Raw genomic sequence first — 15,999 nt, 5'->3', positions numbered from 1 at the left:
TGATGTATATATAGTTTACAGATAAACGAGATGAATTACAACCTTTTAGAATAAACCTACTGCTTTTCCATCTTCATTTACATCCATTTGTAGTGCTGCTGGTTGTTTTGGAAGGCCTGGCATTGTTAACATTGTTCCTGTTAACGCAACGATAAAGCCTGCACCAATAGATGGTTTTAGCTCACGAATTGTAACGATAAAGTCAGATGGACGACCTAATTTCGTTGCATCGTCAGAAAGAGAGTATTGTGTTTTCGCCATACAAACTGGTAGGTTACTCCAACCTTCTCCTTCATATTGAGCTAATTGCTTACGTGCTTTCGGAGCAAATTCAATATCTTTTGCACCGTACACTTTTTGAGCGATTGTACGAATTTTTTCTTCTAATGGTAATTCTAATTCATAAAGTGGTGCGTAGTTGTTTTCACCTTTTTCAATTTCTTTTAACACTTTTTCAGCAAGGTCAACTCCGCCTTGGCCACCTTTCTCCCAAACTTCCGTTAAGGATACTGCATAGCCTCGCTCATTACACCATTCTTGTAAGTATGCAACTTCTGCATCTGTATCTGTAATGAATTTATTAATTGCAATGACGAAAGGTACACCGAAGCTTTGAATTGTTTCAACATGCTTCTGTAAGTTTTCCATACCTTTTGCTAATGCATCTACATTTTCTTCTTTTAATTGATCTTTTGCTACGCCGCCATGCATTTTAAGCGCACGAATCGTCGCAACAATAACAACAGCTTCTGGTTTAATGCCAGCTGCACGAGCTTTAATATCTAAAAACTTCTCTGCACCTAAATCAGCACCGAATCCAGCTTCTGTAATAACATAATCACCTAATTTTGCTGCCATTGTTGTAGCAATAACACTGTTACAACCGTGAGCAATATTCGCAAATGGTCCGCCGTGAATGATAGCTGGTGTATTTTCTAACGTTTGCACTAAGTTTGGTTTTAATGCGTCTTTTAATAATAATGTTAACGCACCTTCTACCCCTAGATCCTTAACCGTTACAGGTTGATTTGCAAAGTTATAAGCAACTACGATGCGAGATAGACGCGCTTTTAAATCTTGAATATCTGTTGCAAGGCAGAATACGGCCATAATTTCAGATGCTACTGTAATATCAAAACCGTCTTCACGTGGTACACCTTGAACTGGCCCCCCAAGACCAATTACTACGTTACGTAGGGCACGATCATTTAAATCAACACAGCGTTTCCAAACGATTTTACGCGTATCAATTCCAAGTGTGTTTCCTTGTTGGATATGATTATCAATAAACGCCGCTAACGCGTTATTAGCAGTTGTGATCGCATGGATATCTCCAGTAAAGTGAAGGTTAATGTCTTCCATAGGTACAACCTGCGAAAAACCACCACCTGCTGCTCCACCTTTTAGTCCCATCGTTGGTCCAAGAGATGGTTCGCGAAGTGCAATTACTGTTTTCTTACCAATTTTATTAAATGCTTGACCTAAACCAACTGTTACTGTTGATTTACCTTCTCCAGCTGGAGTTGGGTTAATCGCTGTTACTAAAACAACTTTACCGTCTTTCTCATTCTGTAAGCGCTTAAAAATATCAAGAGATAGCTTACCTTTATAATGCCCGTATGGCTCTAATTCATCTTCTAAAATATTTAAATCAGCTGCAATTTCTTGAATCTTCTTCATACTCGCTTCTTGTGCGATTTCAATGTCGGATTTAACTGTTGTAGTAGTTGTCATATACCCTAGTCCCCCTTTAATTGGTTCTGATGATATTGTATCAGTTTTTTGTATTTTCTGCACTTATTTACCTCCTAAAAATTCTTTCATTTCTTTATACGTTTTTTAACATAAATACCCATAAGAATGTTAACGATTGTTGTAACTCTGTAGGGAGTTGACCTAGCATCTTCTCATTTACTCCGCGCTTATATACACCGATTCCATCTACAACTTCAAAACCTTGTTCTTTCGCTAACTGTTCAAATTCCCAAGGCATCATCGTATTACAAACAACGTCTTTGCCGTATAAACGAGGATAACTGTTCTCGCGTGGCTTTGCTGTCGGTCCTAGAATTGCAATACATGCATATCCATCTCTTTTTAAAACACGCTTTATCTCATTCAATGCTTGTAATGGCTCCTCGGTCCATTCTAAAGAATTAATTGCCATAATTGATTCAAATTGCTCATTTTCAAATGGTAAGGAAGTAAGATCTCCTTTTATGAAAGATAAATTTGGTCCTTCTCCGCGCTCTTTCCCTTTTTGAATCATCACTTCTGATAAATCTACTCCAACTGCTTTATAGCCCGCGTGACTTAATTTATATGTACCGTATCCATCTCCACAACCAACATCAAGCACTTTCGCTTCTTTCTTCACGTATTGTTCAAAAAATGGAATAATTGTACTCCTACTCCCGCTATCCCACATCTCCTGACTATTTTGATTCCAAAATTCTGCACTACTATCCCATTTCTTTTCTGCTGATTCATGCCAATTAAATTTCGTCATGCATTCCCCTACCTTCACGGTTTATCACTCATTTCATTCTACATCATTTTCCAAAATTCCTGTTTATCTTCATTAGGAGATGTAGATGCTAACGATGGGATCCTTATTCTCCAATTTTTGCTTTACTTGGGTTTAACTCATACTCATGTTCTTCTCTTTATGAAAGATACTATAGGTACACCCAATTGAAAGAGAGGGATGTACATGCGAAGAAAGAGAAATCATCATTTTAAAAGTGGTGAAAAAAACGAAGAGTATGCAGCTGAAATATCACCAGCTGGCATACCAATTAGACATAAGCGTAAAGAAATTGCAAATGAAATAGAAGGTACAAATACTGGTGCAATGATAGGTTATGTCGCTTTATTTCTTTCGCTTTTCTCCATTGCATTTTATCCGGTTACACTTGGTTCTCTTGCGATTTTAGTTGGCTTATTAGCTGTCAATTTCGGAGCGAGAACACTTGGATATACCGCAATTGGTTTTGGTAGTTTTTCTGTTTTATTCACTTTATTTTATCCGCTTGCTTTGTCAGCGTTTTAAAAAAACACACCAAGTTATACTTGGTGTGTTCATTCGTGATACAACATAATATGACCGCATCCACAACAATGCTTTGCTGTAATTTCTTGAAACACTGGATAATTTTCTTCATCCCGATGCTCAATAAACACCTTTTCAAATCGATACATATTTGGTGCATACGCCCAATCTTGTTTTGTACGTGCGTATAATGTAGAAGAGAAAAACTCCTCACCGCCACAAACAATACATTCCTTCTTCATCAATACCCCTCCTATGCTTGTCTTACTTCATCTATATGAACATAAGCATAAGAAAAAGACCTTCTATTACTAGAAAGTCTTCTCTGAAACAAAAAGAAATGTACCAAACATTCCTACTCCGCTATATTCTTTCGTAACACCAGCTTCTGTTTTAAATGTTTGCTTTACAGTCATAAAGAATACACCATTTCGTGCATCTGTACTTTCAAATTTTAGTTTTTCTTTTTTACCATCTACATTTTGTGTGCATTCAAAACTACTCTCGTCACATTTCAATGCATACTTATCTTCTAGATACAATTTAAAATCTGATTCTTTCGGACAAGTTATAAGTAAAATTGCCACAAGAATAATACTTACAATACCCACAATTGTATAATATTTCTTCATTTGTACTCCTTTCAAAAGACAAGAAAACTTGACTGCATGCGCCAAGTTTTCTTAGTCCACAACCCATTGCCACTCTTGTTCTTTCTTATCAAAAATAAGCCAACCAGTCTCTGTTGCTTCTTCTTTCAATTCATCAATATTATCTAGTACCTCATCCGTACTTTCATACGAACCCACTACATATACCGGAATTTCAAGACCCCTTCTTGACTCAATTTTCCCTGCCAGATCAATATAAAGACCATCTTCCATTAATGGAATAAGCCCCATAATCACTTCTTTTGAAATTGCTGGGAAAATTTTTGATTTTTGGAAAAAAGAAAAACGTTTCTTACCGAAAGCACCGAGTTTATAAGGAATAACTTTACTTAACATTCCTACAAAATCAGCAATTCTACGATAATACACTTTGTTGTACCATCCGTCATCATGTGAAAAATAAACAAATCTATTTTTCAATAACGGAAAGAACGTTCTTGCAAGTGGTTCTTTTTTGTGAGCCAAATATAAAAGCTCTGCAATTTCTTTTGGCTCTAGTTCATCTAAATCGCTTGCATCATCAAAATCTACCCAACAAAATTCATCAAATTCATCAATCTCTGCTTGAATTAACTTATGTATATTTTCTTCCTCAACATATTCAAATAAAGTATGATAATGAAAATCTGTCCATTCAAAGTTATGCTTCAAAAGCAACACTTGATGAAGCGGTGAAGGGATGTTACTTGCAAACTCTTTAAACGTAATTCCTGATGTAATAAAACAATGACCTCGACGATTACCATTAATATATATCATATTCTTTACTTGGTCAGATCCTCCAGACAAAGCACCTAGCCACCTTCGTTTTATATGTTTCAATTCTATAGCATATTTTAACATGAAAAATTTTAGAAACATAGAAAAAACTTCAAAAACTATTTACAATTTCATGTGTTTTATTACATAGTGATTACAAGAAAAAACGCCTGCTCATAAGCAGGCGTTTTTAAAGGATTTCATCTGGGTTTTGAGGATGATGATTTCCCTCTTTCTTTTCATCTTTTTGGAACATCGATTGAATTTTATCAATTGTTTGTGGAGCTAATTCAATCATTTTTTCTGCTAAATGTGTCGCATTTTGTAAATGAAGAATATTTACTCCATCTTTATTCACTACAAGAAATGCTACTGGTGTAATAGAAACACCACCTGCGCTACCACCACCAAATGCAGGGTTACCGTGCGCTCTTTGTCCATCATTCGTTTGGAAATCAGAACCTCCTGCTCCAAACCCGAACGCTACTTTAGAAACCGTTAACACCACACCACCGTCAGCCGTTTGAACAGGCTCTCCAACAATCGTATTTACATCAACCATTTCTTTTAAATTTTCCATTGCTGCTTTCATTAACCCTTGAATTGGATGATCCACCGTTCATAACCTCCTTTGTCATATCTTTCCTAGTTTTTCCGAAAGTTTGTGAACTAAACATAAAATTTTATATTGATTTCAAAAAACTTAAGTTGTAATATTTAGAAAAATAAAAAAAGAGGTCGATTCGTTATGATGCGAAAATTAACAAAGAAAGATCATAAACAAATATTTTCCTTTCTAAAAGAAGAAGCAGCCCTTAACTTATTTATTATTGGAGATATTGAGGCCTTCGGTTATGATACAGATTTCCAAGAACTATGGGGCGTATTTAAAGAGAATGGAACATTAAAATCAATTCTACTCCGATTCCACGATTCATTTATATCCTATAGTAAAGAAGAACTTGTTACCACTGATTATGAGACACTTCTTTCCGCATATAAGCCGCTTAAACTCTCTGGTAAGTCAACTATTGTAGAAAGGTTTGAAACTGCTCCAAGTCTACAATTAGGCTCCAAAAATGAAATGTATTTTTGCGAATGTCTAGATGCCGACAACATACCTAGTACGCCTGCCCAAGAAACAATTAAACTTGCCACACTAGATGATGTAGAGCGAATTATGCAATTACGAAGTAACATCGCTGAATTCCCGACTGCTAATGAATCAGAGAAAATATTAAGACAAGCTCTCGAAACAAATACAGGACGTACGTATTATATTGAAAAAGACGGCGCTATTATTGCATCCGCCTCTACATCTGCTGAAAATTCATTATCCGCTATGGTAATTGGCGTATGTACACATCCCAATTATCGCGGGAACGGATATGCTTCGCTTATATTACAAAAAATGATCCGGGACTTTACGAATGAAGGCCGAACACTTTGTTTATTTTATAACAATCCAGCTGCTGGACGAATTTATAAACGATTAGGTTTTAAAGACATTGGAATGTGGACGATGTATCAATAATTAAAAGCCGATTTTAAATCGGCTTTTATACATACTCTGCTATTCCAGCTTCAAAGGCTTTCTTATCATTATGTAATACGCCAAATAATGCTTCTTGAAGCGCAAATGTACTCTTATAAAAATACATTCGCTCCTTTACTGCTTCTAAATTAGGATAATAGGCTTCAAATAGTTGTAAAAATTCTTCTCCATAACTAGCTAATATGCCAGCAAAATCATAAGCTGGATCTCCAATGCTCGCCCCACCAAAATCTATGACCCCTGAAATATTCTTTTTTGTTGCACTATATAAAATGTTTGTCATGCCAAAGTCCCCATGAACAAGACTAGGAGTAAAGTTAAAATGACTACTTTCATTTAAATATAACTCAAACGATGTTGAGACCTCTTTTCTCGCTACATTTCTCATGAATGGATAAACATGTTCTTTTAATTGGCTATATAAACTATTTATTTCTGAATACATATCAGTACTATCACATTGCATAATACCTTCGAATGTAGATAACGGAATTTCATGCAACTCTTTTAAAAATCTCGCCAATGTGCACGCAAGTTTCTGTAATCGCTTTTCATCATTTATTTCCGTAAAAACATTTTTCCAAAACGGGTCTCCTTCAATCATCTCATAACCTGCAAATACTTTCCCTGGTACTTCATTTTGAAACCCTCGATAACTTGGATTGGGAATTTGAAGCGTAATGAAGGGTCTTATTCTCTCTAGTAACTGTGTTTCTATTCGAAGTTTCTGAATACCTTTTTCATATTTTGGAAAACGGAATACTAAATTATCATTTACAATTAACACATCATTATTTTGACCTATTTCATTTATATAAACGGAATTTATTTGTAATTCAGAATACAACCTTTGTAAATACGCAACATACTCATTTTCTTTTCTCATTCTTTCTCTTCTCCCGTTTAAACTATTATTCTCACTTCAAAGTCATAATGACCTGCCTTTCAACAAAACCAAACTCTTCGTACATCTCTTTTGCAAAATTTCCAGCAAATACATTCAAACGAATTTCCGAATAATTCTTTTGTAATTTCTTAATACCAGCCTCCATTAACTTTCTTGAAAATCCTTTCCCGCGGTACTCTGGAAAAACATACAATTCGTATATAAACCCTAGTTTTTCATGAGAAAAATAGTCCGTATTTTCCCCTATTAATATCCAACCCATTACAACGTTTTTTTCTTTAACGACTAAATAATACGCCCCCTTTTCTACAATCGGCCTTGTAATTTCAATCGCTTTCTCTGTATTTAAACGACAATTTCCCCTCGTACCTTCAAAAAGCGATTGAGCTGCATATTGTATTATTTCGTCCGTTTCTTCCCGATTTGCCTTTTCTATCATTTTTCACAACTCTCCTCTTTAATAGGCATTAATATCGCTCGTTCAAGATCCTCCGCTTCCATAACAATTGCCATTAATCCATGCTCTGTACTTGTCTCATGAAGCTCCCCCTTTTCCCAAAACACAGCTTGTCCCGCTTCCACCTTCACTTTTTCTTTCTCTGCCCCACATACATATCCTTCGCCGTCCACAATAAGAAGCAGTTGCGATACAACTGCTTCATGATATCCAATTATTCCATTCTCTTTTAAATGCATAGCACCGATATGTATATTCCCCTGATGATTCACTATTTTCGACATTATGAAATTAGATTGAAATGCTGTGATTTGCTTTCCTACTTTTTCATTAAAATCAAAAATTTTCACTTCTAGTCCTCCTTATATGTATAAAACCATCCTTACTGTCTGCATCATATGCCCTTCAAAATCTTCTTCAAATTCCTCTAATTGCGCAAAACCTTTCGCTTCATAAAACCGTTTTCCTTTTTCATTCGCTGCTTCTACATGAATGTATAGTTTCCGAATTCCTTTTAATACCGTTAACCCTTTTTGTAATAAAGCACTTCCTATCCCTTTCCCTTGTTGATTTGGTAACAAATAAATTGCTCCTAATTCTGCTTCGTTTTGCAGCCTAACAGGTGAAAAATTTGCAAAGCCAATTACTTCTCCCTCTTCTTCTGCAACGAATAAATGTGTATTCTCAAGACGATATTTCATTTTTTCATCAGAATAAGCCTCGTCTAAAAAATTGTCTTGAATCTCTCTCGGAATAATGCCTTCGTATGTATCATGCCAAGCTATTTTAGCTACTGATTGTACGGCGTGAATGTCTTCTTGCTTCATTTCTCTAATTACATAAGTCATCTCGATGTCTCCATTCTCTTTAAATTACATTCTGCTAATATACTAGAAGAAATGGCAGAACCATTTTCATAATTTACCTTAATTAATTTTAATTTCTCAATTGAAGCTGTTGTAAAATCAAATTTTTCATATACATATCCCATTACATTTAAAAACTGATTTATATTTACCCTGTTAGCAATCGTGCAATGCGGAATCCATTTTCCTGGTACGTAATATGAATTTGGGTTGTCATGAAAAGTTTTAAAATAATCATGATAAGAATGATGCATTTTTAACAATTCATCGGTAACAGTCGGTGCTAGAAAGACCGTTCCGTTAGTAGGAAAAGTTCCAACAGAAGGAAAAGTTACTGGATCCATATTTTCTTGAATAGCTACAAACTCCCCTAATTTCTCCTTATACAAATGAACATTTAACTCATTATAATCAGCTAACGTAATATGAGGTTCTACTCCGGCTAATTGATTTGTGCCAATGATATTTGTTAATTCATTTTGTAATTCTGTAATTTTATTAGTAAACACTCGATCAAATGTAGCAATAATAGCGTACATATTCCTTCACCCCTTTGTTACACATAGCGCTTCCCATTCTTCACGAATCATTCCCATTCGAATAGAATCATAGTACGTTCCGTTATAATACCGGCATTTGCGCATTCTACCTTCTAAAGTCATTCCTATTTTCTCAGCTACTTTCATCATTCGTTCATTACCAGACCAAGTCGTGAGCCCTACTCTACCAATCTCCATCTTTTCAAATAACAAATCTCGATATAACGCTAACGCTTCTGTACCGTAGCCACCATTCCAGTAAGCCGGATTATAAATGACAATTCCCATCTCCAACCAACGCGTCGGTTTATGTTCCCAATAAAATCCGACCGTCCCTATAACTTGACCGTTATTTTCTATAATTAAATTGGATAGCGGTTCTTCTTGTAAACGAGTTTGCATCTTTTCCTTATAGGATGAGTATTCTTGCATTGAAAACGGAAAATACGGTGCATCCCATTTTTTCCATTCTGGATTTTCTTCTTTAAATATGAGATTCCATAATGTTTTTATATCTGATTCTTCAATTGTACGAATTGTTACTTTATCCCCTTTTACTATTACGCTATTCATAATTTCCTCCTACACTCCTCTTTATTTCATATATAATTATAATATTTTTTCTGAAAAATCAAAACAAATATCATTTATTATATTGTATAATTTTGTTATAAGGTACCAATTATTCATGTAGAAAGCTGGTGATTTAATGAATAATCGATTTAGTATTGCTTTATTTCTTACTATTATTATGACAAATATTATTCTCTATTTCTTCTTACCATTAAGTATTGTTACGAAATGGGACTTCAATGGAGCACCTACATCAACTATGGATAAAGGCACTTTTGTTATCTTAAATATAATTATATGTTCCTTCGTATTCTTTTTATTTTTAGCTTTATCTAAAGCAGCGAGTAATCAGAAATTTCTCCTTTGGATCGGCAATACTATTTTACTATTCTTATTTTTTGTCGATATTGTCATTACCCTCATCGCCCTTGGCTTTTCACTTCCTCTTGATCATTTCATATTTATAGCATTAGGGCTTTTATTTATATTAATAGGTTATTTCAGTTCCAAAGTTGATACGAGTAAATCAACGGTTTCATTGGAATGGAATGATAAGCACCTTGAAAAAAGAGCTTCAAATATTTGTAATATTTCAATGGTAATAGCAGGTATTTTCCTAGCGGGGCTTCCATTTATCGTTTCTGCTCCGTATAGAGGTTATGCTATACTAGCAATTATTTTAGGAATGACGCTTGTCATTTTACCGAGTACGATTTATTTACTTATTAAAGACAGCAAGCAATCTACACCTTAAAAAAATAGGAGGTTACATCCCTCCTATTTCAGCTTCATGTTTTCTTTTTCATTTTTTCTATCTCAACTAATATCCCTTTCTCTATCCAGCCTTCTACTCCATCTCTTTTAACTAAATCATATCCTGAACAGCTACCATCAATGAGAGAAACAATATCCCCTTTTTTTACGCTTATTTGTGCACAAGAAATATCGGTTTTCACTGTATATTCACCTGAATCAAGTTGCCTAATGTATTCATCTTTCACTGAAAGTAATGTATTTGTTTCCTTTTGCCTGCATATTGTGTAATCTTGCTTCTTCTCAATAGGCTCTATGTAATAATGTGGATAGGTAACCCCGCCCTGCATTGTTGCATCGGCATGAAAATCTGCTATTACTTCATATTCCGGGAAATAGTCTACATATGTATAAGAAAACTTATCACTTGCACTTGTCCTCTGAATGATAAATGCATTTAATTGTCCTGCCTCTTTAATCGCATTTCCGCCGTCAATTGCTATAATCTTTTTCTCCTTATCAATAACTGGATTGTTAGACGGTGCCTTCTCTGAGTAGTTTACAACAGGCCAATGACCGACAACTACATACTTATTTGCTTTATGTGATTGATTGAAAAACTCCGGCATTGCTATCGCATTTTTTCGTTCTGTCTCTTTCCAATCCTCTCTATCTTCAAGGCCAGCATGTACAAATATATAATCCTCAGTTTCAATCGCTGTTGGCAATTCTGTTAGCCACTTTATTTCTTTTGAGAAATGACCCATCAATATGTTTTTCACTTCACAAATATCACTTTCTTCATTAACGGTAACATTCAATTGTGCTAGCCATTCATTAAAAATTGTATTCTTTCTCGTACATAAATAATGTATTAGCGCAGGATTTTCGTTTACAAGTGCTTCAACTACAACTTCACAATTCCCTTCTATTACATAAACATTTGGCTTACTAACTACTAGATCCATCACATAGTTTACGACGCCAATACTATTTCTTCCTTTTTCACAAAGATCACCATTAATAATTAAATAATCCTCATCTTTAAAATTAACTTTATATAATAGTTCCTTAAAAAGATCTAATTCTCCATGAATATCAGAAATAATAATGACTCTTACATCATTTGGTATAGATAATTTCTTTATTTTTTCCAAGTATAAACGCTCCTAACATTCTCTGCATTCAATATTCTGTTGTTAATTTCTAATATTCGACAAATTATATGACTAAACCTGTTCCTAACTCAAATCTGAAAAAGAAAATAGGCTCCATATATTTTACACACACGGAACCTACTTAGTATTATAACGCTTTATAAAAAGAATAGCTTATCTTATCAAAACCCTCTCTTTCATAAAAACGATGTGCATCAATTCTTGGAAACGCAGATGTAAGAACGATAGAACTGCATCCTTTTTCTTTCCCCCATTTTTCTACATATGACAGCAGAACCTTACCATAACCTTTTGATCTGTGAGCTTCCGCGGTTACAAGGTCATACACAAAAACATGTTTCTCATTATAAAAATTCGTACAAATTGCTACACCAGCTAGACTAACAACTTCATCCTCTTCATTGCGTAGCGAAAATAGTTTATAGTTTTCTTCTTTCATTTTTTGAAATAAACAACTTGCTTCTTCTCTTGAAAGTTTCATTCGTAATTGCTGTAATACGGGAAATACTTCATGTAAATCTGCTTCTGTTACTACTTCTTTAATATTCATTATGATTCTCCCCTTACTATTTATAAAATTTTCTAAATGTTATATCATCATTATAGAAAGTAACTGCCCTTAACTTAAGTGACAGTTCTATTCTTTTTTATAAGGCCAGTATAAAAAGGAGCGTCTACAAATGGATTTGACTATCCCATTAGTGTTACAAAATAAAACACCTATTTACTTACAAATTTATGAATATATGAAACGAGAAATCTCTCAAGGATCACTACGTGCCGGTACACGCCTTCCTTCTCACAGAAATTTAGCTATGCAGCTTAATGTAAGTCGTATTACAGTTGAATCTGCTTATCAACAATTACTAGCTGAAGGTTATGTAGAAAGCAAACCGAAACGCGGAATTTTTGTTGCGGAAGTTGATATTGATGTTATTCAAAAGAAACAGCAAATTACATCAAACAGTGCTAACAATAAAGAAAAAGAACAATATGATTATGATTGTAGTCAAGGACTTATTGATCAAAAATCTTTTCCAATAACAAACTGGAGAAGAGCATTACACGAAACTTTATTTCAATATGAAAATGAATTATTTGCTAAAGAGGATCCACAAGGTGAGCTCGCTCTACGAGAACATATTTCAAAGTATTTATATCATGCTCGCGGGGTACATTCTTCACCTGATCAAATTATTATTGGAGCAGGTACGCAGCCACTTCTTTGGTTACTACTTCAACTACTTGGTTCAAAAAAAGAATACGGAATCGAAAATCCTGGATTTCACCGTATACCTGCTATAATTCAAAGTTCTGGCCTTCCTGTTCACCCTATCCCTTTAGATGATAAAGGAATTCATATTTCTGCTTTACGTGAATCGGGTTCCAATGTGGCATATGTCACTCCATCTCACCAATTTCCACTCGGAATCATTATGCCGTTATCTAGAAGACTCGAGTTATTAAAATGGGCGAATGATTGTAAAGGGTATATTATTGAAGATGATTATGATGGAGAATTTCGCTATATTGGAAAACCTATTCCTTCTTTACAAGGGCTAGATTCAAATGAACGTGTTATTTATATGGGAACTTTTTCGAAATCTTTTTTACCTTCTTTACGAATGGGATATATCGTTTTACCACCTCACCTGCTAAAAACCTATAAAGAACTTGGTGGTATGTATAAACAAACAGTTTCTACAATGCAACAACTTACCTTTGCTACCTTTATTCAAAGTGGTGATTGGGAACGTCATATTAACCGAAGTCGTACGTTATATAAAAGAAAACATATTTCTTTAATTAAATCTATTACAAACGAAATGGGAAATAACGTGCATATACTCGGTGAACAATCCGGACTTCATATTGTACTTCACGTTCATAACGGGATGAATGAACAAGAACTTATTCATGCAGCTGCAAAAGAACGCATTAAGTTATACCCTCTATCCACATACGATTCTGTTCATAATGTGAGGGAGGAGTCATATGTATTGCTCGGTTTTGGCAGTATTCCAGAGGATTGTATCGAAACTGTTGTCAAATTACTGAAAAAAGCGTGGTTCCCTAAATAAGAATAGCTCCACGTAAGTTATACTTACGTGGAGCTATTTTCATTCACTATTTTTCCGATCTCGCTGCCCTTCCCGGACGTTTGACACCTGTTGTTTCTGTTGAATAAGACGCTTCAATTATTGCAGTTGGATCTACAGAGAGAACGAGATCTTTCATTTTCGGATAAATGAAACGGTTTGTAATACAGTAAATGATTCTCTTATGTTCTCCTAAAAAACCACCTTCTCCATGTAGATACGTAACGGATAATTGCAATTCTTTCATAAGTAGATCGCCTATTTCTTTATTTTTACCAGAAATTATCATAACACTTTTTCCTTGATTAATACCATCTAATATGAAATCAATCATCTTCGTAACAATATAGAAAATTGCTAATGAGAACATTGCTTGTTCAATTGAAAATAGAATGGCAACAAAGATAAAAATAACTGCATTTACAGCAAGTAAAAATGTACTAATCGGCACTTTAAAATGTTTATTCATCCAAACAGCTAGCATTTCTGATCCATCAATTGCTCCGCCCATTTTTACTACAATCCCTACACCAACACCAAATAGAACTCCTCCATAAAGAACAATTAATAGTTCAGAAGTTGTAATTGCTGGAAATGGTTTTAAATAAATCAATCCGAGTGTTGTAACAACATTTGCATAGGATGTACGAATAAAGAACTTCTTCCCCATTACTTTTGCAGTAAATAATAAAATTGGGATATTAATTCCTAAGAACACTCCATAAAGCGGTAATCCAGCAACTTTATTCGCCATAATAGCAATAGCCGTTACCCCACCATCTACTAATCCGTTAGGTGCTAAAATAAGCTCTAATGAACCCGCTACAATAATCGATCCAATTGTTAATAATATGTATTCAAATACTTTCTTCATTCATTACCCCCAAAACTTATATATTTTCTTAGTATTATTTTAACGTAATTTCTCTACTAATACAAAGATATGAGTTTATATACACAAAAGTTTCACCTTTACAATGATTTTTTATGTAATTTATTTATAGAAACACACTTACATATTACAGTAAGTGTGCTCCAATCATTATTTAAGTTTTAAGTACGAATTCTTTTTCATTTTAAATATTTCATCAACTGCCCTATTATACCCACCAGCATTTCGAAGTGACTCTCCAACTTTACAACTATTTTCCTTAAACGTTACATCATTCATCACTTTCTTTACAGACTCACGTAACAATTCAGAAGTGAGCTCTTTACGATTTAGCCTTATTCCAGCCCCTACTTCATTTACTCGTTTCGCAACTAAAGGCTGATCTCCTGTTACCGGAATTACAACTAACGGGACACCGTAATATAGTGCTTCACTCGAACTATTCATGCCACCGTGTGTCACGAATACATCAGCATGCTGTAATACTTCTAATTGTGGCACATAATTATACAACTTAAAGTTATTCGGAATGTTTTCAAATTGACTTATATTTATCTTCTTACCAACAACTAATACGACTGTCGCTTCTACATCTTTAAAAGCTTCAAAACATTTTTCATATAGCTCAGGTTGTTCATTAAAAACGGTTCCCATAGAAATGAAAATCAATTTTTCACCTTTTAAATCTTCCATAGGAAAGCTATCTACTTCTTTTCGAGTAGCAATTGATGGACCGACAAACTTATACGATTCATCGAATACATCTGAACGCGGCTGATATTCTTTGGAAGTATATACAATCGTAATATCACCAGGATGATTCATAATATCATACATACTAGTACACTTCATTCCATACTGTTTATTCCATTGTTCCATTCCCGCTAAACAAGATTGATATAATGGATTCGTTTCATCTACTTCTCTCGATTTTTGTTCATCGTTAAAAGTAATGTACTGATTAAAAGCAAACGTTGTACAAGACGAAACGCTAGGTAATTGTAAAACATTCGCTATGATACGTCCTACTGGAAAATGATTATCGTATAGTAAATAATCGTACTGTTCTCCTTTTGTTTCTTCTACAATTTGAGTAACAATACGCTCTGATGCTTCAATCATATGAGATAGCATCGTCAAAGGACTCCCTCCTTCATTTACTCGTTCCATAATATTAATTTGAGAGAGAAAATTCTCAAAATCTCGGAATTCTGCACCTGTTGCTTCAATCTTCTTTCTATAATCTTCAATACAATAAGAAACAACTGTTTCCCCTCGACGAATTAACTCACTTACAATAGCTAAAGTCGGATTAATATGGCCTTCTCCAGGAAAATTTATTACGAGTACATTTGCCATCATATTCTCTCCTATCTAATATAATTAATAATTAATTATATTAATTAATTTAAAACTATTATAAAGGAATCTATTCTACTTCTTCATTTTTTTCTCTTCATTTTATTATTGAGAAATATTTTTCATAACCTACTTTATACCCCTATTGAAAGTGTGCTTAACTCTTCATTTACTGAAAAATATGAGATTTATATTTGGTATTTTTACAGATTTATCATCAGAAAAATTATTTTGATAATTCATACAAAAGTAGAAAAATATAATTTTCACACTGATTTCTCACCGTAAATTTATTTAAGTTCTATGTTGTCCCTATCATTATCCACTTCGTACACATTC

At 34.2% G+C, this 15,999-nt stretch carries 20 protein-coding genes; 4 read left to right on the top strand and 16 right to left on the bottom strand.

Annotated features, from left to right (window positions below; all coding sequences use genetic code 11):
* Positions 1-45 precede the first annotated feature (45 nt).
* Both AC2CGR_RS05610 and AC2CGR_RS05605 read right to left on the bottom strand, forming a co-directional pair.
* Positions 46-1,734, bottom strand: a complete 1,689-nt coding sequence (locus AC2CGR_RS05610) for a formate--tetrahydrofolate ligase (protein WP_011040261.1) — start codon at positions 1,732-1,734, stop codon at positions 46-48.
* Between the two features lie 94 nt (positions 1,735-1,828).
* On the bottom strand, positions 1,829-2,509 hold the full coding sequence (locus AC2CGR_RS05605) for a class I SAM-dependent methyltransferase (RefSeq protein WP_087964240.1): 681 nt from the start codon (positions 2,507-2,509) through the stop codon (positions 1,829-1,831).
* Between the two features lie 204 nt (positions 2,510-2,713).
* Between AC2CGR_RS05605 and AC2CGR_RS05600 the strand changes: the two genes are divergently transcribed.
* Positions 2,714-3,052, top strand: a complete 339-nt coding sequence (locus AC2CGR_RS05600; RefSeq protein WP_001253198.1) for a hypothetical protein — start codon at positions 2,714-2,716, stop codon at positions 3,050-3,052.
* Between the two features lie 29 nt (positions 3,053-3,081).
* Here the strand turns inward: AC2CGR_RS05600 and AC2CGR_RS05595 are convergent, their stop codons facing one another.
* From AC2CGR_RS05595 to ytfJ, 4 genes are all read right to left on the bottom strand, one after another.
* A complete protein-coding gene (locus AC2CGR_RS05595; RefSeq protein WP_000711202.1) occupies positions 3,082-3,294 on the bottom strand; it encodes a hypothetical protein in 213 nt (70 codons plus the stop codon).
* Between the two features lie 69 nt (positions 3,295-3,363).
* Positions 3,364-3,684 carry a hypothetical protein gene (locus AC2CGR_RS05590; protein WP_000761181.1) on the bottom strand — a complete coding sequence of 107 codons (321 nt, stop codon included), beginning with the start codon at positions 3,682-3,684 and terminating at the stop codon, positions 3,364-3,366.
* A gap of 51 nt (positions 3,685-3,735) precedes the next feature.
* A complete protein-coding gene (locus tag AC2CGR_RS05585; protein WP_000014090.1) occupies positions 3,736-4,512 on the bottom strand; it encodes an oxalate:formate antiporter in 777 nt (258 codons plus the stop codon).
* A 160-nt stretch (positions 4,513-4,672) separates the two neighbouring features.
* The gene (gene ytfJ, locus AC2CGR_RS05580; RefSeq protein WP_087964241.1) at positions 4,673-5,098 is read right to left on the bottom strand and encodes a GerW family sporulation protein; all 426 of its coding nucleotides are present in this window, start codon (positions 5,096-5,098) and stop codon (positions 4,673-4,675) included.
* Positions 5,099-5,230: 132 nt separating this feature from the next.
* On the opposite strand from ytfJ, the gene AC2CGR_RS05575 reads away from it, so the two are divergent.
* Positions 5,231-6,016: a GNAT family N-acetyltransferase gene (locus AC2CGR_RS05575; RefSeq protein ID WP_087964242.1), complete on the top strand. Its 786-nt coding sequence runs from the start codon at positions 5,231-5,233 to the stop codon at positions 6,014-6,016.
* Between the two features lie 25 nt (positions 6,017-6,041).
* On the opposite strand, the gene AC2CGR_RS05570 is transcribed toward AC2CGR_RS05575, so the two are convergent.
* The 6 genes from AC2CGR_RS05570 to AC2CGR_RS05545 are packed head-to-tail and all read right to left on the bottom strand — an operon-like array spanning position 6,042 to position 9,379.
* A complete protein-coding gene (locus AC2CGR_RS05570) occupies positions 6,042-6,923 on the bottom strand; it encodes a phosphotransferase family protein (RefSeq protein WP_087964243.1) in 882 nt (293 codons plus the stop codon).
* Positions 6,924-6,954: 31 nt separating this feature from the next.
* Positions 6,955-7,383: a GNAT family N-acetyltransferase gene (locus tag AC2CGR_RS05565; RefSeq protein WP_087964244.1), complete on the bottom strand. Its 429-nt coding sequence runs from the start codon at positions 7,381-7,383 to the stop codon at positions 6,955-6,957.
* A complete protein-coding gene (locus AC2CGR_RS05560; RefSeq protein ID WP_131101997.1) occupies positions 7,380-7,751 on the bottom strand; it encodes a cupin domain-containing protein in 372 nt (123 codons plus the stop codon). The genes AC2CGR_RS05565 and AC2CGR_RS05560 overlap by 4 nt, the downstream gene beginning before the upstream one ends.
* 12 nt (positions 7,752-7,763) lie before the next feature.
* Positions 7,764-8,249: a GNAT family N-acetyltransferase gene (locus AC2CGR_RS05555; RefSeq protein WP_087964246.1), complete on the bottom strand. Its 486-nt coding sequence runs from the start codon at positions 8,247-8,249 to the stop codon at positions 7,764-7,766.
* Positions 8,246-8,806, bottom strand: coding sequence for a 2'-5' RNA ligase family protein (locus AC2CGR_RS05550; RefSeq protein WP_131101995.1), 561 nt, complete (start codon positions 8,804-8,806; stop codon positions 8,246-8,248). Before AC2CGR_RS05550 ends, AC2CGR_RS05555 begins: the two co-directional genes overlap by 4 nt.
* Positions 8,807-8,812: 6 nt before the next feature.
* Complete coding sequence (locus AC2CGR_RS05545) at positions 8,813-9,379, bottom strand: GNAT family N-acetyltransferase (RefSeq protein ID WP_087964248.1); 567 nt, start codon at positions 9,377-9,379, stop codon at positions 8,813-8,815.
* 136 nt (positions 9,380-9,515) lie between these two features.
* Here AC2CGR_RS05545 and AC2CGR_RS05540 point away from each other — a divergent pair, with 136 nt between their 5' ends.
* A complete protein-coding gene (locus AC2CGR_RS05540) occupies positions 9,516-10,133 on the top strand; it encodes a DUF1648 domain-containing protein (RefSeq protein WP_087964249.1) in 618 nt (205 codons plus the stop codon).
* 34 nt (positions 10,134-10,167) lie between these two features.
* On the opposite strand, the gene AC2CGR_RS05535 is transcribed toward AC2CGR_RS05540, so the two are convergent.
* Positions 10,168-11,289: a metallophosphoesterase gene (locus AC2CGR_RS05535; protein ID WP_087964250.1), complete on the bottom strand. Its 1,122-nt coding sequence runs from the start codon at positions 11,287-11,289 to the stop codon at positions 10,168-10,170.
* A 148-nt stretch (positions 11,290-11,437) separates the two neighbouring features.
* Positions 11,438-11,860 carry a GNAT family N-acetyltransferase gene (locus AC2CGR_RS05530; protein ID WP_087964251.1) on the bottom strand — a complete coding sequence of 141 codons (423 nt, stop codon included), beginning with the start codon at positions 11,858-11,860 and terminating at the stop codon, positions 11,438-11,440.
* 130 nt (positions 11,861-11,990) lie between these two features.
* Here AC2CGR_RS05530 and pdxR point away from each other — a divergent pair, with 130 nt between their 5' ends.
* Complete coding sequence (pdxR, locus tag AC2CGR_RS05525) at positions 11,991-13,391, top strand: MocR-like pyridoxine biosynthesis transcription factor PdxR (RefSeq protein WP_131101991.1); 1,401 nt, start codon at positions 11,991-11,993, stop codon at positions 13,389-13,391.
* A gap of 46 nt (positions 13,392-13,437) precedes the next feature.
* Here pdxR and AC2CGR_RS05520 read toward each other — a convergent pair whose 3' ends face one another.
* Both AC2CGR_RS05520 and AC2CGR_RS05515 read right to left on the bottom strand, forming a co-directional pair.
* Positions 13,438-14,283: a YitT family protein gene (locus AC2CGR_RS05520; RefSeq protein WP_000755119.1), complete on the bottom strand. Its 846-nt coding sequence runs from the start codon at positions 14,281-14,283 to the stop codon at positions 13,438-13,440.
* Positions 14,284-14,451: 168 nt separating this feature from the next.
* Positions 14,452-15,660 carry a macrolide family glycosyltransferase gene (locus tag AC2CGR_RS05515; protein ID WP_484480610.1) on the bottom strand — a complete coding sequence of 403 codons (1,209 nt, stop codon included), beginning with the start codon at positions 15,658-15,660 and terminating at the stop codon, positions 14,452-14,454.
* Positions 15,661-15,999: the final 339 nt, after the last annotated feature.

This window comes from Bacillus sp. LSHTCR4 (genome assembly GCF_057197025.1).
The sequence above is the reverse complement of the archived record's forward strand: the minus strand, read 5'-3'. Positions and strand labels throughout refer to the sequence as shown.